The organism is Aquabacterium sp. A3 (assembly GCF_038069945.1).
Classification (GTDB): Bacteria; Pseudomonadota; Gammaproteobacteria; order Burkholderiales; family Burkholderiaceae_C; genus Aquabacterium.
The window spans coordinates 1369367-1387987 of the sequence record NZ_JBBPEV010000001.1; the positions used below are offsets into that span (position 1 = coordinate 1369367).

The window sequence follows — 18621 nt, forward strand, 5'->3', positions numbered from 1 at the left end:
GTGTGTTGAAGATGCCTGGGCGCTGCGCCGTGGCGGCCCTGCTTGCCCTGAGCGCTCTGAGCGCCGCCTGCACCCGCGCCGAACAGGCGCCATCGACCGGGCAACTTGGCCTGGCCACCTGGAACCTCGAATGGCTGATGACGCCCGCCGAACACCACCGGCTGGCGTCGCGCTGCACCGCCCGGCAACCCGGCAGCGACGAGCGGGCCCTGCCCTGCACCCCGGGCCGTCCACCTCCCCCCCGACGCAGCCAGGCCGACCTGGATGCACTGTCAATCACGGCCCAGGCCCTGCACAACGAGCACCAGGTCGACGTGGTGGCCTTGCAGGAAACCGATGGCCCCGAGGCTGCCGCGCAGGTGTTTCGCCAGGGGTGGCGGCTGGACTGCTTCGTGGACCGCGCCCACCCACAGAAGGTGGGATTTGCCATCCGCGATGGGGTGCCTTACCGCTGCAATGGCGACCTCGGTGCGCTGGACATCGACGGCCACGCACGCGCGGGGGCTGACCTCACCTTGTGGCCGGGCACCGCACAGGCGGTGCGCGTGCTGAACGTGCACCTCAAGAGCGGGTGCTTCACAGGCCGGCTCGACCGCACCCTCGGCCCCTGTGCCGCCCTGCGCAAACAGGTGCCGGTGGTGGAATCATGGATCGATGATCGCGTGCGCGAAGGCGTCGCCTTTGCCGTGCTGGGCGATTTCAATCGCCACCTGGCCACCGATGCCCGGTTCCCGGCCGGGCCGGATGAAAACGCCCCACTCAATGCCATGCAGGCGTGGAGCGACAACGAGCCACGTGGAGCGATACTCTGGCGCGCCACCGATGGCCAATCCTACGTGCCCTGCCATCCCGGCGAGCGACACCGCCACTACATCGATGACATCCTGATCGATCAGCGCCTGGCCCAGCGGTACGGGCAGCGGCGCTTCACGCGGGCCACTTTTGACGATCAGCCGCCGGGACGCGTCTTGTCGGACCACTGCCCGGTGGTGTGGGCACTGCGGCACTGACAGGCCGCACAGGGGCGTCAGGGCCGCCTCGCCATTGCCCAGGGGTGCGGCCCGTGCTGCGCAAAAAAGCCCGATGGAATGCACTGACGTTGAGGTACCCCGTGGCCTGCGCCACCGCCTGAATGCTCATCTCGCCCTGACACAACAAAGACTGCGCACGCGCCAGCTGAACGCGCGCAAGCACCTCGTTGTAAGTGACACCGTGCTCATGCAATTGGCGCCGCAAGGTGCGTTCATGCAATTGCATGCGCGCGGCAATGTCGGCCATGCGAGGCCGCTCATGCAGGCAGGCCTCCAGGGTCTGGATCAAGGTTTGCACGCAGCTTTGGCGCGCCCTGAGCTCGGCCATCGTCATGTCGGCACGCAAGCGCACGGCCTCAAACAAGACAGGATCTGCGCCAGGCAGGCCACGCTCCAGCATCTGCGTGTCGAACACCAAGGCGGCACGAGGCGCGTCAAAGACCAACTCGCCATCAAAGGCCTCGGCATAAGCCCCGACGTGATCTGGTCGCGGATAGGGAAAGCAGGTGCGCACAATCCCGGAGCGCCCTCCGCCGGCCAGGCGCCAGATCATGGTCAGGCCCACCAGGATGAACTCCAGCCGGCAGCGCAGGCCTTCGGCGGTGCGCCCCAAGGGGTCGATGTACACGGCCGAGCACGGCAAGGACGGCTCGAACTGCAGCTCAGATCGCTCCTGGGTCAGCACCGCGTAGCGGGTGATGACCTCGATGATGCGCCGCAAATCTGGCGCATTCATGATCAACGATGGCAAGACGCCATAGCGCACCACCGCCGGCGAGGCCCCCAGGAGCAGACCCAGATCAGGGCGCCCTGAGCCCTGCATCAGTGCCAGATAGAGACGCTCCAGTTCGGTGGCATCGAGCCACTGGGCCTCGGCTTCGGACGAGCCCGCCGCTCGGGCCTCGGCCAGGCGCTGACGCGCCCATGCAGGCACCGGCCAGTGCTGCAAATCGGCGGCATCCAGAACCACCTGGAACGCCACGGGGGCCACTTTCATCACCGCCATGAATCACTTCTTCTCACGGACCACGTGTTACGCAGTGTAACGGCGCCTCCCCCAGGAATCGAACAACGATGCGCGAACAACGACATGAAACGGGTAATCCCTCAGCGGCCCCACCCCACCCAAGTCAATGGAGGCAAAGGTTTGTCCCCAACTGCAAGTCAATGTCCCATCCCGTCAGTGCCAGAAAGGGCTTCAATCAACAGACCCGCCCTTCGTGGTCACTCAGGCACCGCTTCATCATGCACACCTCCCGCCGACGCTTCATGGGCCAGACTGTTTTGCAGGCCGCTGCCCTGGCCGCGCTGCCCGCCTTCAAGGCTGGCGCCCAGACACTGAACCGCGGCGAACGGCTCGACCCACGAGCGGCCGCCCCTGCGGCCTCGCTGGGCACCCTGGGGCGCGTGCCTGCCATCGTGGTGGGCTCAGGCTATGGCTCGGCGGTCGCCGCGCTGCGCCTGGCCGAGGCGGGCACCCCGGTGGTGATCCTGGAAATGGGCCGCCTGTGGACCCAGGCCGGCAGCGACGGTCGCATCTTTGCCAAGACCCTCTCGCCAGACGGGCGGGCGATGTGGTTCAAAGACCGTACCGAGGCACCCTTGAGCAGCTTCTTGTGGCTGGACGTGATCAACCGCAAGATCCCTCGTTATGCCGGCGTGCTGGACCGGGTGAATTACCCCGGCATCAGCGTGTACCTGGGCCGGGGGGTGGGCGGCGGTTCGGTGGTCAATGGCAGCATGGCCGTGACCCCTCGCCGCGATTATTTCGAAACCATCTTGCCCGAGGTCAGTGCCTCGGACATGTACGCGCGCTGGTTCCCGCTGGCCAACCGCACCCTGGGCGTGGGGCAGGTCAATCCCACCTGGTTTGAATCTGCCCGCTCGCAGCGTTACGCCCGCGTGGCGCGAGACCAGGCGCACCGGTCTGGCTTCAAGACCATGTTCGTGCCCTCGGTCTACGACCTGGACTACCTGGCCCGCGAAGAACGCGGCGAGGTGCCACGCTCGGCCCTGGACCAGGAGGTGATCTACGGCAACCACCACGGCAAACGCAGCCTGGACAAGACCTACCTGGCCGACGCCGTGGCCACCGGGCGCGTGAGCATTTACTGCCTTCACGAGGTCCGTCGCATCCGGCAAGAACCCAACGGTGACTACCTGTTGGACGTGCGGCAGATCGACGAGCACGGTGCCGTGATCGACGAAGTTCAGGTCAGCTGCGGCAGCCTGTTCCTGGGGGCGGGCAGCATCGGCACGAGCGAACTGCTGGTGCGAGCCCGTGACAGCGGTGATCTGCCACGACTGCCCGGCGCTGTGGGCCAGGGCTGGGGGCACAACGGCAACGTGATGGCCGCCCGCGCGAACCACGTCTGGCATCCCACCGGATCGCTGCAAAGCACGATGCCACTCATGGGCATCGACGACTGGGCTCACCCGACACGGCCCATCTTTGCCGAAATCACGCCGCTGCCCACGGGCTTCGAGAACTGGGTGAGCATGTACCTGGGCGTGACCCGCAACCCCGAGCGCGCCAGCTTTCGCTACAACAGCAGCACCGGCCAGGTCAGCCTGGATTGGCAACGCTCACAGAACACGCCCAGTGTGCAGGCCCTGCGCGGCCTGCTGGACACCATCAACCGGCGCGAAGCCACCGTGTACCGAACCGATCTGTTCGGTGGCGGACGCATCGTGGCCGATGACTTCACCTACCACCCGCTGGGGGGCTGCCTGCTGGGCCAGGCCACCGACCTTCACGGCCGGGTGCGCAACCACCCTGGCCTGTATGTGACCGATGGATCGCTCATCCCCGGCAGCGTGGGCGTCAACCCCTTCGTGACCATCACGGCCCTGGCCGAGCGCAACATGCACCACATCCTGGGGCACGACGCGATCCGGTGAGCCGGTCGGCCTCGGGGGCCGACCACCCACTGTTCAAGCCTTGCCCTGGCTGGCCACGGCAGCCGCGGCCTTGGCAGCGGCTTCGGCGTCGCCCAGGTAGTAGTGCTTGATGGGCTTGAGATCGGCGTCCAGTTCGTACACCAGGGGGATGCCGTTGGGGATGTTCACACCCACGATGTCGTTGTCGCCGATGTTGTCCAGGTACTTGATCAGGGCGCGGATGGAGTTGCCGTGCGCGGCGATCAGGATGCGCTGGCCACCCTTGATTGCGGGGGCCAGCACCTCATTCCAGTAGGGCACCACGCGCGCCACGGTGTCCTTCAGGCACTCGGTCAGCGGCACCTGTTCAGGGTTGAGCTTGGCGTAACGCAGGTCTTGACGCTGGCCGCGCGGGTCGTTGGCTTCCAGCGCGGGCGGCGGCGTGTCATAGCTGCGGCGCCAGACCAGCACCTGCTCATCGCCATACTGCTTGGCCATGTCGGCCTTGTTCAGCCCCTGCAGACCACCGTAGTGGCGCTCGTTCAGGCGCCAGTCCTTGACCACGGGCAGCCAGGTGCGGTCCATCTCGTCCAGCGCGTAGTTCAGGGTGTGGATGGCGCGCTTGAGCACCGAGGTGTAGGCCACATCGAACTCGTAGCCCTCGGCCTTGAGCAGCTTGCCGGCGGCCATGGCTTGCGAGATACCGGTGGGCGTCAGCTCCACATCGGTCCAGCCGGTGAAGCGGTTTTCCAGGTTCCAGGTCGATTCGCCGTGGCGGATCAGCACGAGCTTGTACATGAGATCGGGCCTCTCTTTGAAGAGTGGGATGAAGAGATGGAAACCCGGGATTCTATAATCCCGGCCTGTTCCCGATGCCCCCTGACGCCCTGAAACCAGCCACTGGCTGCTGAAAGCCCCCGCATGAGTGCCACGCCGAATTTCTTCGTTGACAACTGGATCTGGATCCTGGCCGCCGCCAGCTCGGGGGGCCTGCTCTTGTGGCAACAGATTCGCGAGGGCGGCGGTGGTGGCCTGACGCCCACCCTGGCCGTGCAGATGATGAACAAGGAAAAGGCCCAGGTCATCGACGTGTGCGAGCCCGCCGAGTTCGCGGCCGGCCATGTGCCAGGCTCGAAAAACATCCCCCTGGCGCAGATTGGCGAGGCCAAGGGCCTGCCAGGCAACAAACAGACACCGCTGATCGTGGTGTGCGCCAGTGGCATGCGGGCGGGCCGCGCCGCCGCGCAACTCAAGAAGCTGGGCTACGACAACGCCCAGGTGCTGCAAGGCGGCATGAAGAGCTGGCGCGAAGCCCAAATGCCCGTGGAGCGCAGTCAGGCCAAGGCCTGAGCGTCGAGGCCCGGCTTGGCCCCACAGCGATCTCAGGCATCCTGAACACGCCACAATGTTAAGACTTTGTGAACCCAGCGCCCCCACTGGGCGCGCGTGAGAAAGCCGCCATGCCAGCCGTCAAGATGTACACCACCCTGGTCTGCCCCTACTGCATGCGGGCCAAGTCCCTGCTCAAGCAACGGGGGGTGGACACCATCGAAGAAATCCGCATCGACCTCGACCCGGCCCAGCGGGACCACATGATGGCCATCACCGGCCGACGCACCGTGCCTCAGATTTTCATCGGCGACACCCACGTGGGCGGCTGCGATGACCTGATCGCCCTCGACCAAAAGGGTGGCCTGCTGCCCTTGCTGCAGGCCTGACGCGACGCTGCGCCTGGTGCGCACACGCTCAAATGGGCGCCAAAACCTGACACGCCTGCCCAGGCAGTGTCACAGGGCTGGGCCATAATGGGTCACCGGTGGGCGCCTTGTGCCGCACCCTTGCCATTAACAGGACATCTCATGAGCGATCAAGACAACAACCAGCCCAGCTTTGCCATCCAGCGCATCTACCTGAAGGACCTCTCGCTGGAGATGCCCAACGCGCCCAAGATCCTGCTGGAACAAGGTCAGCCCCAGATCGACGTGCAATTGAACCTGCACGCCGAGCCCGTGCTGGAAACCGTTTACGAAGTGACCGTGACGGCCACCGTGACGGCCAAGATCAACGACAAGGTGCTGTTCCTGGTCGAAGCCAAGCAATCGGGCCTGTTCGAGATCAAGAACGTGCCTCAAGAGCAGATGCAGCCCATCATCGCCATCGCCTGCCCGCAGATCGTCTACCCCTACCTGCGCGCCACCGTGGCCGACGTGCTCAACCGCACCGGCTTCCCCGCCGTGCACCTGACGGAAGTGAACTTCCAGGCCATGTACGAGGCCCAGCTGGCTCAAGCCGCTGCCGCCAACGGCCAAGCCCAGGCCTGAGGGCGTCACGCACGGCATGGCGGTCACCATCCTCGGCGCGGGCGCCTGGGGCACAGCCCTGGCCATCAGCGCAGCACGCTACAACACTGACGTCTGGCTGTGGGGGCGCGACAGCGCCCAGATTGCCCAGATGCAAGCCCAGCGTGTCAACGGCCGCTACCTGCCCGACGCCCCGCTGCCCGACAGCCTGCAACTGACGGCCGACCTGGACGCCGCCGTGCGCAAGGCGCGGGGCGATGGGGGGCTGGTCATCATCGGCACGCCCATGGCCGCGCTGGACGGCATGCTCAAGGCCCTGCCCGACGAGTTGCCCGTGCTGTGGCTGTGCAAGGGCTTTGAAAAAGGCACCGGGCGCCTGGGCCACGAAATTGCCCAGACGCTGCGCCCCCGGGGCCGCCATGGTGTGCTGTCCGGCCCCAGCTTTGCCAAGGAAGTGGCCCTGGGCCAACCCACGGCGCTGGTGGCGGCCACCAACGACCCGGCCCTGGCCGATCAGGCCGTGGCGTATTTCCACAGCGACAGCGTGCGCGTGTACACCTCGACCGACCCGGTGGGTGTGGAGGTGGGTGGCGCCGTCAAGAACGTGCTGGCGATCGCCACCGGCATCGCCGATGGGCTGGCGTTGGGCCTGAACGCCCGCGCAGCCCTCATCACCCGTGGCCTGGCCGAGATGACGCGCCTGGGTGTGGCCCTGGGTGCCCAGACCGAAACCTTCATGGGCCTGTCTGGCCTGGGCGACCTGGTGCTCACGGCCACCGGCAACCTCTCGCGCAACCGCACGGTGGGCCTCAAACTGGCCGAAGGCAAGACGCTGGACGACATCCTGCGCGAGCTGGGGCATGTGGCCGAAGGCGTGTACAGCGCCGCCACCGTGCGCGAACGCGCCCGCTCGCTGGGGGTGGACATGCCCATCACCAACGCGGTGGTGGAGGTGATCGAAGGCCGGCTGACCCCGGCTGATGCGGTGCAACTGCTGATGGCCCGAGAGGCCAAGCCGGAGTTGCCCCTCGATTCTGCAAGTCACTGAGCGCAGCGTCACGTCCACGCTGCAGACAAAGCACGCCAATGCGCGCACACTGTGGGGTGTCTGAAGCCCCACCTCGCGCATGACAGCCCCCCTGCATCCCGTTCTAGTCCGCGTCACCGAACGCATCCAGCAACGCAGCGCAGACACCCGCGCCGACTACCTCGCACTGGTCAACCGCGCCAGCAAGGCGGGCACCCAGCGCCAGGGCATGGGCTGCGCCAACCTGGCCCACACCTTCGCGGCCCTGCCCACCAACGACAAGCTCGCCATCCGCGAGGCCAAGGTGCCCAACATCGGCATCGTCACGGCCTACAACGACATGCTGTCGGCTCACCAGCCTTACGCCAGCTACCCCGAGCTGATCAAGCGGGTGGCGCGCGAGCAAGGCGGTGTGGCCCAGGTGGCTGGCGGCGTGCCCGCCATGTGCGATGGCATCACCCAGGGGGCCGACGGCATGGAGCTGTCGCTGTTCTCGCGCGATGTGATCGCCCTGTCCACCGCCGTGGCCCTGTCGCACAACACCTTCGATGCCGCCCTGTACCTGGGCGTGTGCGACAAGATCGTGCCGGGCCTGCTGATGGGCGCGCTGCGCTTTGGGCATCTGGGCTCGGCATTCGTGCCCGCCGGCCCCATGACCTCGGGCCTGGCCAACGACCAGAAAGCCAAGGTGCGCCAGCAGCATGCGCAAGGCCTGGTGAGCCGCGAGGCCCTGCTGGAGGCCGAAGCCTCGTCCTACCATTCGGCGGGCACCTGCACCTTCTATGGCACGGCCAACTCCAACCAGATGCTCATGGAGATCATGGGCCTGCACCTGCCGGGCTCGTCCTTCGTGAACCCGGGCACGCCCTTGCGCGAGGCGCTCACGGCCGCGGCGGTGCAGCAGGTGCTCCAGCACCCGGTGCGCCTGGCCGACATCGTTGACGAGCGCGCCGTGGTCAATGGCATCGTGGGCCTGCTGGCCACCGGTGGCTCCACCAACCACACCATCCACCTGGTGGCCATGGCGCGTGCGGCCGGTGTGCTGATCGATTGGGATGATTTCTCGGACCTGTCGGCCGTGGTGCCCCTGCTCACGCGCATCTACCCCAATGGCACGGCCGATGTGAACCACTTCCACGCAGCCGGCGGCATGGGCTTTCTGATGCGCGAGCTGGCGCAGGCCGGCCTGCTGCACCTGGATGTGAAGACGGTGATGGGTGAGGGCCTGGCGGCCTACACGCAAGAGCCTTGGTTGAATGACGGCCAACTGGCCTGGCGCCCGGCGCCGGCCACCAGCGGCGACCTGGCCGTGCTGCGCCCTGTGAGCGAGCCCTTCAGCGCCGATGGCGGGCTCAAGCTCATGCGGGGCAACCTGGGGCGCGGCATCATCAAGGTGTCGGCCGTGAAGCCCGAACACCGCGTGGTGCGCGCGCCGGCCATCGTCTTTCACGACCAGCAAGCGGTGCAGGACGCCTTCCAGCGCGGCGAGCTGGAGCGCGACTTCGTGGCCGTGCTCACGGGCCAGGGCCCGCGTGCCAACGGCATGCCCGAGCTGCACAAACTCACCCCCGTGCTGGGCGTGCTGCAAGACAAAGGGTTCAAGGTGGCCTTGGTCACCGATGGGCGCATGTCGGGCGCGTCAGGCAAGGTGCCTGCCGCCATCCACCTCAGCCCCGAGGCCCTGGACAACGGCCCGATCGCCCGCATCCGCACCGGAGACACCGTGGTGCTCGACGGCACCACGGGTGACCTGCACGTGGACGTGCCCGACGCCGAATGGGCTGCGCGCACGCCCGTGGTGCCCCAGCTGGCGCACCACCACCATGGCACGGGCCGCGAGCTGTTCGGCCTGTTCCGCCACGCGGCGGGCAGCGCAGAATCGGGCGGCAGCCCGCTGTGGGGCCCCGCCTTGCACACCCCCGACGCCCCATGAGCACACCGTTTCCCTTGCCTCCATTTCACAGCCGCGTGGTGCCCGTCGTGGCGCTGAGCCATGCCGATCAGGCCGTACCCCTGGCCCGAGCCCTGCTAGCGGGCGGCATCGACGTCATCGAGATCACGCTGCGCCACCCCTGTGCCCTGGACGCCATCGCGAACGTGGCCGCCGAGGTGCCCGACATGGCCCTGGGGGCGGGCACCCTGCTTCAGGCGGCCGACGTCGAGCGCGTGATGCGGGCGGGCGCCCGCTTTGGCCTGTCGCCTGGCCACACCGATGCCCTGCTCGACGAGGTGGTGAACCAAGGCCTGCCCTTCGTGCCTGGCGTGATGACCCCCAGCGAGGTGCTGGGCTGCCGGGATCGGGGCTTCCGCCTGATGAAGCTGTTTCCGGCCCAACAGGCTGGTGGCCTGGGCATGCTCAAGGCCCTGGCCGCCCCGGTGCCCGATGTGCGCTTTTGCCCCACGGGCGGGGTGAGCGAGACCAGCTTCACCGAGCTGCTGGCCCTGCCCAACGTGGCCATGGTGGGCGGCTCGTGGCTGGCACCGCTGGCCGACATCGAAGCCGGTCGCTGGGCGCTGATCACACAGCGCGCGCAACAGGCCACCCGGTGCGCGCAGAACTTGCTTGGCCCATCAGGCTGAGCACCGCTGGCCCCCGAATCACCTCACGCCCCTGTCCATGCCATCCACCCGATCGCCCCGACAACGCGCCACGAGCGCCACCACCCCATCCACCCACGGCAGCACCTTGCTGCCCGACATCCGCCACCTGGGGCGCATCCTGGGTGAGGTCATCCGAGAGCAAGAAGGCCGTGACGCTTTCGAACTCATCGAGCGCATCCGCCAATTGGCCGTGGCCTACCGGGGCAAGCGTGACGCCAGCGCGGGCAAAGACCTCGACAAACTGCTCAAAGGGCTGTCGTCCGACCGCGCGGTGTCCGTCATCCGGGCCTTCAGCTACTTCTCGCACCTGGCCAATATCGCCGAAGACCGGCAGGCGCTCAAGCCCGCACGCGCCCTGCCACCGGCATCCACACCGACACCAGGCACCCTGGCGCACAGCCTGCACCGCCTGACCGAGGCCGGTCACAGCAGCGAAGACATCGCGGCCCTGCTGTCGCAGGCCTACCTGTCGCCCGTGCTGACCGCCCACCCCACCGAGGTGCAGCGCAAGTCCATCCTCGATGCCGAGCGGCACATCGGTGCGCTGCTGTCGCAACGCCACCAGGCCACGGCGCAGGCCGACGAGACCCGCGTGGCCGAGGTGGACCAGGCCCTGCGCGCCCGCATCACCCAGCTGTGGCAAACGCGCATGCTGCGCTACACCAAGCTGACGGTGGCCGACGAGATCGAAAACGTGCTGAGCTACTACCCCAGCACCTTCCTCACGGAGATCCCGAAGCTGTACGCGCAAGTGGAGGCCGCCCTGCCCGGGCTGGACATCGCATCGTTCTTGCGCATGGGCCACTGGATTGGCGGCGACCGCGACGGCAACCCCTTCGTGACGGCCGACACCCTGCGCCTGGCCCTGGGCCGACAGGCCGAGGTGGCCTTGCGCCACTACCTGCTGAAGGTGCACGAACTGGGTGCCGAGCTGTCGATGTCCGGCCTGCTGGTGGGCGTGTCGCCCGAGATGCAGGCCCTGACCGAACGATCGCCCGACCACAACCCGCACCGCGCCGATGAGCCCTACCGCCGCGCCCTGACCGGCGTGTACGCGCGGCTGGCGGCCACGCTGCGGCAGCTGTCGGGCGAAGAGGCCCTGCGCCATGCGGTGGCGCCCTCCACACCCTACCCCGATGCCGACGCCTTCCTGGCCGATTTGCGCACCGTGGACGCCTCGCTGCGCAGCCACCACGCGGCCACGCTGGCCGACCTGCATGTGCGGCCGCTGATGCGGGCCGTGCAGGTGTTCGGCTTTCACCTGGCCACGCTGGACTTGCGGCAAAGCTCCGACCAGCACGAGCTGGTGGTGGCCGAGCTGCTGCAGCACGCGGGCCTGGAAGACTACGCCGCGCTGGACGAAGACGGCCGCCAGGCCGTGCTGCTGCGCCTGCTGCGCGAGCCCCGCCCGCTGCGGGTGCCCGGCGCCCCGTACAGCGAGCTGGCCCTCAAAGAGCTGGCGATCTTCGAGGCCGCGGCCGAGGCCCGCCGGCGCTATGGCCCACAGGCCCTGAAGCACTACATCATCAGCCACACCGAAACCGTCAGCGACCTGCTGGAGGTGTTGCTGCTGCAGAAGGAATGCGGGCTGCTGCGCGGCACCCTGGGCCATCCCCAAGCGCAGTTGGACCTGATCGTCTCGCCCCTGTTCGAGACGATTGCCGACCTGCGCAACGCCACGCCCATCATCGGTGCCTACCTGGAGCTGCCCGGCGTGGCCGAGCTGATCGAGCGCTCGGGCGGCGAGCAAGACATCATGCTGGGCTACAGCGACAGCAACAAGGATGGCGGCTTCTTCACCAGCAACTGGGAGCTGTACCGCGCCGAGGTGGCCCTGGTGGCGCACTTTCAGGCGCTGCGCCAGCGCCACGACATCCGCCTGCGCCTGTTCCATGGCCGGGGCGGCACCGTGGGGCGTGGCGGTGGGCCGTCGTACCAGGCCATCCTGGCGCAGCCCCCGGGCACCGTGAATGGCCAGATCCGGCTCACCGAACAGGGTGAGGTGATCGCCTCCAAGTACGCCAACCCCGAGGTGGGCCGACGCCACCTGGAGACCCTGGTGGCCGCCACGCTGGAGGCCAGCCTGCTGGCGCCCGAGCGCCCCGTGCCGAAAGACTTCATCGAGGCGGCTGATTTCCTCTCGCAGGCCAATATGCAGGCCTACCAGGATCTGGTCTACCGCACGCCGGGCTTTGCCGACTATTTCTTCGCGGCCACGCCCATTCGCGAAATCGCCGAGCTCAACATCGGCTCACGCCCCGCCTCGCGCAAGTCCACCCGCCGCATCGAAGACCTGCGCGCCATTCCCTGGGGCTTTTCATGGGGGCAATGCCGCGTGGCGCTGCCCGGCTGGTTCGGCCTGGGTTCGGCCATCGAGGCCTACCTGCAGCAACCCGGCAGCACGCGTGAGGTGCAGCTCAAACGACTGCAGCGCATGGCCAAGCGCTGGCCGTTTTTCAGCACGCTGCTGTCGAACATGGACATGGTGCTGGCCAAGAGCGATCTGGGCATTGCCGCCCGCTACGTGAGCCTGGTGGAGGACAAGCGCCTGGGCAAGCGCATCTTCGCGGCCATCGAGGCCGAATGGCAGCGCACCAACGAGATGCTGAACCTGCTGACCGGCACCAAAGCACGCCTGGCCACGCAGCCCGAGCTGGCCGCCACGCTGGCCTTCCGCTTCCCCTATGTGGACCCGCTCAACCACCTGCAGGTGGAGCTGATGCGCCGACACCGCAAGGCCCCACCCCTGGACACCGCACCGGCGGCACAGGCCGAAGGCGTGTATGCCGATGCGCCCGGGCAGCGCCTGCGCCGGGGCATCCACTTGTCGATCAACGGGGTGGCCTCGGCCCTGCGCAACACGGGTTGAGTGGCCACGGCAGTCAGCGGCGCTCAGGCGCCGCCCGCATAGCCGTTTTGCCGCCAGGCCTCGAACACCGTCACGGCCACGGCGTTGCTCAGGTTCAGGCTGCGCTGGCCGGGCAGCATGGGCAGGCGCACGCGCTGGCTGGTGGGAAAACGCTCACGCAGCTCGGGGGCCAGGCCCCGGGTTTCACAGCCAAACACCAGCCAGTCGCCCGGCTGCCAGGCCACCTGCGCGAAGGGTTGGCTGCCATGGGTGGTGAAGGCGAACATGCGCGCGGGGTCGGGCTGCACGGTCTCGATGAAGGCCGTCCAGTCGGCGTGCCGGCGCACCGGGGCGTACTCGTGGTAATCCAGCCCTGCGCGGCGCAGCAGTTTGTCGTCCATCGAAAAACCCAGGGGCTCAACCAGATGCAGCTCGCAGCCGGTGTTGGCCGCCAGGCGGATGACGTTGCCCGTGTTGGGCGGGATCTCGGGTTCAACCAAAACGATGCGGAACATGCCCGCGATTATGTGACGGTCTGCTTGAAGGCCATCACGGCCTGGTTGCGCAAGGTGTGCAACAAGGACAGCTCTCGCTCGCCCAACTGCAGGCTGTGGGTCTGGCCCTTGTCGGCATACAGCATGCCAATGACCACATCGGCCTGCCCTGCCCGCTTGAGCACCAGGGGCAACAGCAAGAAGGTGGGCGCCTGCACCTGGTCGCGGAACCACGCCGGCAACCGGTTGACGATGTTGGGGGCGGCCGCATCGGCGATCAAGGTGTCGGCCTGACGCAGGGCCACCGCGGTGAACAAGTCGGGCTGCTGCCCCGGTGGCACCGCCAGCGGCACCTTGAACACCGACTTGACCGCCTCGCCGCCCTCGCCCAGGGCCAGACGCCCCTGCAGGGCGCCGCTGCGCGGATCACGCAAGCAAAACACCACGCGGCGGCAGTCCAGGGCGCGCCACATGATCTCCATCACCATCTGCAGCACGTCGTTGAGCTTGAACGACTCGACCAGGGTGTTGGCGATGTCCTGGATGCCACTGGTCAGCACGCTGGCGGCGTCGTGCGCCGGCAGGGGCGAATCCTGCACCAGCACACCGGGCTCGCTGTCGAGCCCCAGCGCCTCAGGCGAGGGGCCGCTGGTGTCGCCCGCATTGGGCGCGTCCACGTAGAAGGTTTCCAGCAAGCGCTCCACCTGCGGGCCGCCGGGCAGTTGCATGTTCAGCGCGGCCGTGAGGTCTTTCAGGCGCTGGCTGGCCCGGCCCAGGGCATCGCGCAGCACCGGGGGCGACACGGCCAGGGCCTTCACATAGGGCTGGGTGAGCTGGTTGAGTGCCTCGCCCATCTCGGCCGCGTCGGTGTGCATCAAGGTGTGGGCGGCCTGATGGCTCAGGCTGGCCAGCCACCACAGGCGCTCGGGGCGGGCGGCCAGCGACACCGCCGGCACCAAGCCCTGCGGCGTGCGCATGCAGGCGCGCAGCCCGTCGGGCAGGCCCCAGGCGGCGGCCACGTGGTCGGCCAGATCGTCCAGGCTCACGCCCAGCACCTCTCGGGCGGCCTGCGCCAGCGCCGCAGGCGACGGGGTCAGGCCTTCACTGGCGCCACAGCGCTCGCGGATCTGGTCAGCATCCTCCGGCAGGTAGTACGACACCAGCAGCCACCCCAGTTGCCTGAACAGGGTACCCAGAAAGGCCTCCTCGGCTTCGCGGGCGTTGCCACTGAGCTCGCCGGCCACCGTGCCGGCCATCACGGTTTGCAAAAACTCCACCTTCAGCTGCCGTGCGTGATCGCGGTCGGGCATGTGCTCCAGCAGCATCAGCGACAGGGCCAGGTTGCGCACCCCGCCCACCCCCAGCAGCAGCACCGCGCGCGACACCGTGCTGATGGGGTCGGCGCCTGCCCGCCGATAGTGGGCCGTGTTGACCACCTTGAGCAGCTTGTTGGTCAGGGCCACGTCCTGGAGGATCTCGTCGCACAGGGCCTGCAGCCGGTCGTCTTCCGACTCTGACAGCGCCTGCACCCGCGACACCGACGCCGACAGCGCGGGGAAGTCGCTCTTGAAGCGCATGCGGCGCAAGAGGTAATCGATGGTCAGGTCGCCCTCGGCACGGGGGGGTGCCTCAGGCTCGGACAAACTGACATGGTGCGGGCTGGACGATGTCACGTGGCGAACCCCTGCGGTGTGTGTCTGACATCATGATGTCTTTGGCGATCTTGCACCAGCACCAGCCCACACAGCCGCCTGAAAAGACCGGGGAATGGCGGACAACTCAGGGTGCGGAGTGACGGCGCAGCACCCACTTCTCCAGCTCCAGCACCACGAACACGGCCACACCGGCGGCCACGATGGCCGGCAGGGCCTGCAGCGGCAGGGCGGCGCTGCCAAACAAGGCGTGCATGAACGGGGTGTACGTGAAGAACAGCTGCAACACCACCACCGCCGTCACCGCCACCAGCACCAAGGGCGTGCCCTTGACGCCCTGCAGGGTGAAGGAACCTGCCTTCAGGTAGCGCACGCTGAACAGGTAAAACACCTCCATGCACACCAGGGTGTTGACCGCCACGGTGCGGGCGGCCTCGTCGCCCAGGCCTTGCGCCAGGGCCCAGTCGTGCAATCCGAAAATGCCCAGCAAGAACAGCACCGACACGAACAGCACCCGCCAGACCACGAACCCCGACAACATCGGCTCGCCCACGGGTCGCGGGGGGCGACGCATCACATCGGCCTCGGTGGGCTCAAAGGCCAGCACCATGGCCAGGGCCAGCGAGCTGACCATGTTCACCCACAGCACCTGCGCCGGTGCGATGGGCAGGCTCCAACCCAAAGCGATGGCCACCAGCAACGACAACGATTCGCCCCCATTGATGGGCAACAAAAAGGTGATCGTCTTGCGCAGGTTGTCGTACACCGTGCGCCCCTCTTCCACCGCGTGGGCGATGGACGCAAAGTTGTCATCGCCCAGCACGATGGCCCCCGCCTGTTTGGCCGCCTCGGTACCCTTGAGGCCCATGGCCACGCCCACGTCGGCCTGTTTGAGTGCCGGCGCATCGTTGACGCCATCGCCCGTCATGGCCACGATTTCGCCATTGGCCTGCAGGGCGCGCACCAGGCGCAGCTTGTGCTCTGGACTGGCGCGCGCAAACACCCGGGTGCGGTGCACCACCTCGCACAAGGCCGCGTCGTCCAGCGCTTCGATCTCGGGGCCGGTCAGGGCCTGCAACTCATCGGCTTGACCCATGCCCAGCTGCGCCGCGATGGCCGAGGCCGTCACGGCATGGTCGCCCGTGATCATGGTGACGCGGATGCCCGCGCGACGGCAGCGCGCCACGGCGGCCATCGCTTCCTCGCGTGGTGGGTCGATGATGCCCACCAGGCCCAGCAAGGTCATGCACTGGGCCACCTGGGCGTGGTCCAAGTCCATGGTGTGGGCCGGCAGGCGCTTGCCCGCCAGGGCCAGCACACGGCGCCCTGCCCGGGCCTGGGCCTCGATGGCGGCCTGCCAGACGCCGGGTGTCAGCGGCACCAGCGTGCCATCGGGCGCCATCTGGTGCTGGCACATGGCCAGCACACGCTCGGGGGCGCCCTTGAGCCACACCTGGGCCCCTTGGGCGTCGTGATGCAAGGTGGCCATGTAGCGGTGCGCCGACTCGAAGGGAATCACCTCCACCCGGGGGCACTCGATCTGCGCCGTCACCGGGATGACGCCGCCCTTCATCGCCAGGGTGAGCAAGGCGCCCTCGGTGGGATCGCCCGTCAGGCGCCACTGCCCGGCGTCGTCACGCAAGCTGGCGTCGTTGCACAAGGCCGCAGCCTGCAGCAGGGCCCGCAGCGCGGGGGCAGCACTGCCCGCCGGCCCCGTGGCGGTGAGCGTCCCTTCGGGCGCATAACCCGCACCGCTCACGGCCACGCTCAGGCCATCACACACCACCGCCTGCACCGTCATCTCGTTGCGCGTGAGCGTGCCGGTCTTGTCAGAGCAGATCACGGTGACCGAGCCCAGCGTCTCGACCGCCGGCAAACGACGGATCACCGCATGCCGCGCCGCCATGCGCTGCACCCCGATGGCCAGGGTGATGGTGAGGATGGCCGGCAAGCCTTCGGGGATGGCCGCCACCGCCAGGCCCACGGCCGCCATGAACACCTCGGCGGCCGGCATCTGCCGCAGCAGCGTGGCGTAGGCAAACAGGCCTGCGGCCACCACGATGATGGTGAGCGTGAGCGTGCGGCCAAAGGCCTCCATCTTGCGCAACAGCGGCGTGGCGCCCCCCTCGACCGTCTGCAAGAGCTTGCCGATGCGCCCCATTTCAGTCTGGCCGCCCGTGGCCACCACCACGGCACGGGCCTGGCCCTGCGTCACCAGGGTGCCTGCATAGGCCATGCCCACGCGATCGCCCAGGGCCGCCGCCCGGTCCACTGCGGCGCAAGACTTGTCCACCGGCACCGACTCGCCGGTCAGCGCCGACTCGTCCACCCGCAGGTTGCGTGCCTGGATCAGGCGCACATCGGCCGGCAGGCTGTCGCCCGAGGCCAGCAGCACCACGTCGCCGGGCACCAGGTGGGCCGCCTCCAGATCGTGTGGCCGCCCGTCGCGCAACACCACGGCGTGCGGGGCCAGCAGGTGGCGTATCGCCGCCAGCGCCTTCTCGGCCTTGCCTTCTTGCACAAAACCGATGACGGCATTGAGCACCACCACGGCCAGGATGGCCACCGTGTCGACCGTGTGGCCCATCCAGGCCGTGACGGCCGCCGCCCCCATCAACACCATCAGCAAGGTGTTGTTGAACTGGGCCACCAAGCGCCGCCAGGCCGGCACCAGCGGCGCTTCGGCCAGGCGATTGGGGCCGTGTCGCGTCAAGCGGGCTTGAGCATCGACGCCAGTGAGGCCCTCGGCATCGGTGGCCAACGCGGCCAGCACCGCCTCGGTGTCAAGGGCATGCCACGGGTGCGCCGTGGACGTGGTGGCCAGGTCAGGGTCGTGCATGAGCGCATTACAACAAGCCACCGGTTTCACAAACTTGAGACACATCAAGTCAGTGAGCGCCAGAGCTTGTAGGACCTCGCCGACGCGCACTCGCGCCCAACACCGACAGCCAAACCGAGACATGAATTGCACGATGTGACCACGCTGAAGCGGTTGGTGATGAGCACCCCGCAGCGCAACGTGAACAGGAGAAAAAGACATGCAACGCTCTGTGAAGCACACCACCTCGATCGCCCTGACCACCCTGGCCCTGGCCTGCGCCGGCCTGGCCCACGCCGCCTCGGACGCGAAGAACAGCCAAGCATCTGCCTCTGCAGGCACCAGCAGCAGCGACCGGGCCATGGCCACCACCGCCCAGGCCGAGCGTGAACAGCTGGAAAAGGCCCTGACGGGCGTGAAGACCGTGACCGGCATCAGCGCCAAGCTCTCGCAGATGGGCTACCAGATCACGGCCATCAACGATGCCGACAAGAACAGCATGGAGTACGAAGTGGTCAAGGGCCCCCACAGCCATGAAGTGACCCTGGACCTGTCGGGCGGCCAGGTGACCGACGTGAGCGTGGCGGCCAACCTGTGGCGAGCCGACAGCACCAAACTGGCCCTGGAAGGCAAGAAGGTGCAAGCCATCAAGTCGTCCGACTTCAGCGACCGCCGATTCATGCCCGCATGGAACGCCGAGAAGCAGGCCCTGCAGAAGTCCATGACGCCGGGCAAGGCGCCGGCCGACTACCTGTCGCAACTGCAAGGCCTGGGCTACACGGTGACCTCGGTCAATGACCGCGAGAAGGACTACGTGGAGGTCGAGATCGTCAAGGGGCACAACAGCTACGAAGTGCAGCTGGACCTCAACACCAAGACCGGCAAGGCCGAGAAGGTGGACGTGACCAACAACCTGTGGGAGAGTGACGCCACCGAGGCTGCGTTGAAGCGTCGCGGCGGTTGATTGAAG

General features: G+C 67.7%; 15 protein-coding genes. 10 read left to right on the plus strand and 5 right to left on the minus strand.

The genetic code is table 11. The features are described 5' to 3' along the window. The first annotated feature begins 11 nt into the window (after nt 1-11). Nucleotides 12-1010, plus strand: a complete 999-nt coding sequence (locus tag WNB94_RS06080; RefSeq protein WP_341389079.1) for an endonuclease/exonuclease/phosphatase family protein — start codon at nt 12-14, stop codon at nt 1008-1010. Here the strand turns inward: WNB94_RS06080 and WNB94_RS06085 are convergent. Beyond that, entirely contained in the window at nt 928-2037 is a 1110-nt protein-coding gene (locus tag WNB94_RS06085) for a helix-turn-helix domain-containing protein (RefSeq protein ID WP_341389080.1), read from the minus strand. The two genes, WNB94_RS06080 and WNB94_RS06085, sit on opposite strands and share 83 nt — an antisense overlap. Nucleotides 2038-2276: 239 nt before the next feature. Here WNB94_RS06085 and WNB94_RS06090 point away from each other — a divergent pair, with 239 nt between their 5' ends. Next, the gene (locus WNB94_RS06090) at nt 2277-3932 is read left to right on the plus strand and encodes a GMC oxidoreductase (RefSeq protein ID WP_341389081.1); all 1656 of its coding nucleotides are present in this window, start codon (nt 2277-2279) and stop codon (nt 3930-3932) included. Between the two features lie 33 nt (nt 3933-3965). Here the strand turns inward: WNB94_RS06090 and gpmA are convergent, their stop codons facing one another. Next, nucleotides 3966-4709: a 2,3-diphosphoglycerate-dependent phosphoglycerate mutase gene (gene gpmA / locus WNB94_RS06095; RefSeq protein WP_341389083.1), complete on the minus strand. Its 744-nt coding sequence runs from the start codon at nt 4707-4709 to the stop codon at nt 3966-3968. 123 nt (nt 4710-4832) lie between these two features. On the opposite strand from gpmA, the gene WNB94_RS06100 reads away from it, so the two are divergent. The 7 genes from WNB94_RS06100 to ppc all read left to right on the plus strand — a co-directional run bounded on the left by WNB94_RS06100 (nt 4833) and on the right by ppc (nt 12708). Continuing rightward, a complete protein-coding gene (locus tag WNB94_RS06100; protein ID WP_341389084.1) occupies nt 4833-5261 on the plus strand; it encodes a rhodanese-like domain-containing protein in 429 nt (142 codons plus the stop codon). 110 nt (nt 5262-5371) lie between these two features. Next, nucleotides 5372-5629 carry a glutaredoxin 3 gene (gene grxC, locus WNB94_RS06105; protein WP_341389085.1) on the plus strand — a complete coding sequence of 86 codons (258 nt, stop codon included), beginning with the start codon at nt 5372-5374 and terminating at the stop codon, nt 5627-5629. 141 nt (nt 5630-5770) lie between these two features. Beyond that, a complete protein-coding gene (secB, locus tag WNB94_RS06110) occupies nt 5771-6232 on the plus strand; it encodes a protein-export chaperone SecB (protein ID WP_341389086.1) in 462 nt (153 codons plus the stop codon). A gap of 16 nt (nt 6233-6248) precedes the next feature. Further along, nucleotides 6249-7259 carry an NAD(P)H-dependent glycerol-3-phosphate dehydrogenase gene (locus WNB94_RS06115; protein ID WP_341389088.1) on the plus strand — a complete coding sequence of 337 codons (1011 nt, stop codon included), beginning with the start codon at nt 6249-6251 and terminating at the stop codon, nt 7257-7259. A 79-nt stretch (nt 7260-7338) separates the two neighbouring features. Beyond that, nucleotides 7339-9171, plus strand: a complete 1833-nt coding sequence (gene edd, locus WNB94_RS06120; protein ID WP_341389090.1) for a phosphogluconate dehydratase — start codon at nt 7339-7341, stop codon at nt 9169-9171. Beyond that, nucleotides 9168-9818, plus strand: coding sequence for a bifunctional 4-hydroxy-2-oxoglutarate aldolase/2-dehydro-3-deoxy-phosphogluconate aldolase (locus WNB94_RS06125; protein WP_341389092.1), 651 nt, complete (start codon nt 9168-9170; stop codon nt 9816-9818). The genes edd and WNB94_RS06125 overlap by 4 nt, the downstream gene beginning before the upstream one ends. Nucleotides 9819-9855: 37 nt before the next feature. Beyond that, entirely contained in the window at nt 9856-12708 is a 2853-nt protein-coding gene (gene ppc / locus WNB94_RS06130; protein WP_341389093.1) for a phosphoenolpyruvate carboxylase, read from the plus strand. 23 nt (nt 12709-12731) lie between these two features. Here ppc and trmL read toward each other — a convergent pair whose 3' ends face one another. The 3 genes from trmL to WNB94_RS06145 all read right to left on the minus strand — a co-directional run bounded on the left by trmL (nt 12732) and on the right by WNB94_RS06145 (nt 17672). Next, nucleotides 12732-13202: a tRNA (uridine(34)/cytosine(34)/5-carboxymethylaminomethyluridine(34)-2'-O)-methyltransferase TrmL gene (gene trmL, locus WNB94_RS06135; RefSeq protein WP_341389094.1), complete on the minus strand. Its 471-nt coding sequence runs from the start codon at nt 13200-13202 to the stop codon at nt 12732-12734. An 8-nt stretch (nt 13203-13210) separates the two neighbouring features. Continuing rightward, entirely contained in the window at nt 13211-14854 is a 1644-nt protein-coding gene (locus WNB94_RS06140) for an HDOD domain-containing protein (RefSeq protein ID WP_341389096.1), read from the minus strand. A 106-nt stretch (nt 14855-14960) separates the two neighbouring features. After that, a complete protein-coding gene (locus tag WNB94_RS06145; RefSeq protein WP_341389097.1) occupies nt 14961-17672 on the minus strand; it encodes an HAD-IC family P-type ATPase in 2712 nt (903 codons plus the stop codon). A 199-nt stretch (nt 17673-17871) separates the two neighbouring features. Between WNB94_RS06145 and WNB94_RS06150 the strand changes: the two genes are divergently transcribed. Continuing rightward, nucleotides 17872-18615, plus strand: coding sequence for a hypothetical protein (locus tag WNB94_RS06150; protein WP_341389099.1), 744 nt, complete (start codon nt 17872-17874; stop codon nt 18613-18615). Nucleotides 18616-18621 lie beyond the last annotated feature (6 nt).

Bases quoted from the DNA above. Each gene is read 5' to 3' on its own strand.
- gpmA (WP_341389083.1), bottom strand. From the start codon at position 4,709: ATGTACAAGCTCGTGCTGATCCGCCACGGCGAATCGACCTGGAACCTG.
- WNB94_RS06100 (WP_341389084.1), top strand. From the start codon at position 4,833: ATGAGTGCCACGCCGAATTTCTTCGTTGACAACTGGATCTGGATCCTG.
- WNB94_RS06150 (WP_341389099.1), top strand. From the start codon at position 17,872: ATGCAACGCTCTGTGAAGCACACCACCTCGATCGCCCTGACCACCCTG.
- WNB94_RS06090 (WP_341389081.1), top strand. From the start codon at position 2,277: ATGCACACCTCCCGCCGACGCTTCATGGGCCAGACTGTTTTGCAGGCC.
- WNB94_RS06080 (WP_341389079.1), top strand. From the start codon at position 12: ATGCCTGGGCGCTGCGCCGTGGCGGCCCTGCTTGCCCTGAGCGCTCTG.
- grxC (WP_341389085.1), top strand. From the start codon at position 5,372: ATGCCAGCCGTCAAGATGTACACCACCCTGGTCTGCCCCTACTGCATG.
- ppc (WP_341389093.1), top strand. From the start codon at position 9,856: ATGCCATCCACCCGATCGCCCCGACAACGCGCCACGAGCGCCACCACC.
- edd (WP_341389090.1), top strand. From the start codon at position 7,339: ATGACAGCCCCCCTGCATCCCGTTCTAGTCCGCGTCACCGAACGCATC.
- WNB94_RS06125 (WP_341389092.1), top strand. From the start codon at position 9,168: ATGAGCACACCGTTTCCCTTGCCTCCATTTCACAGCCGCGTGGTGCCC.
- WNB94_RS06085 (WP_341389080.1), bottom strand. From the start codon at position 2,037: ATGGCGGTGATGAAAGTGGCCCCCGTGGCGTTCCAGGTGGTTCTGGAT.
- WNB94_RS06145 (WP_341389097.1), bottom strand. From the start codon at position 17,672: ATGCACGACCCTGACCTGGCCACCACGTCCACGGCGCACCCGTGGCAT.
- WNB94_RS06115 (WP_341389088.1), top strand. From the start codon at position 6,249: ATGGCGGTCACCATCCTCGGCGCGGGCGCCTGGGGCACAGCCCTGGCC.
- secB (WP_341389086.1), top strand. From the start codon at position 5,771: ATGAGCGATCAAGACAACAACCAGCCCAGCTTTGCCATCCAGCGCATC.
- trmL (WP_341389094.1), bottom strand. From the start codon at position 13,202: ATGTTCCGCATCGTTTTGGTTGAACCCGAGATCCCGCCCAACACGGGC.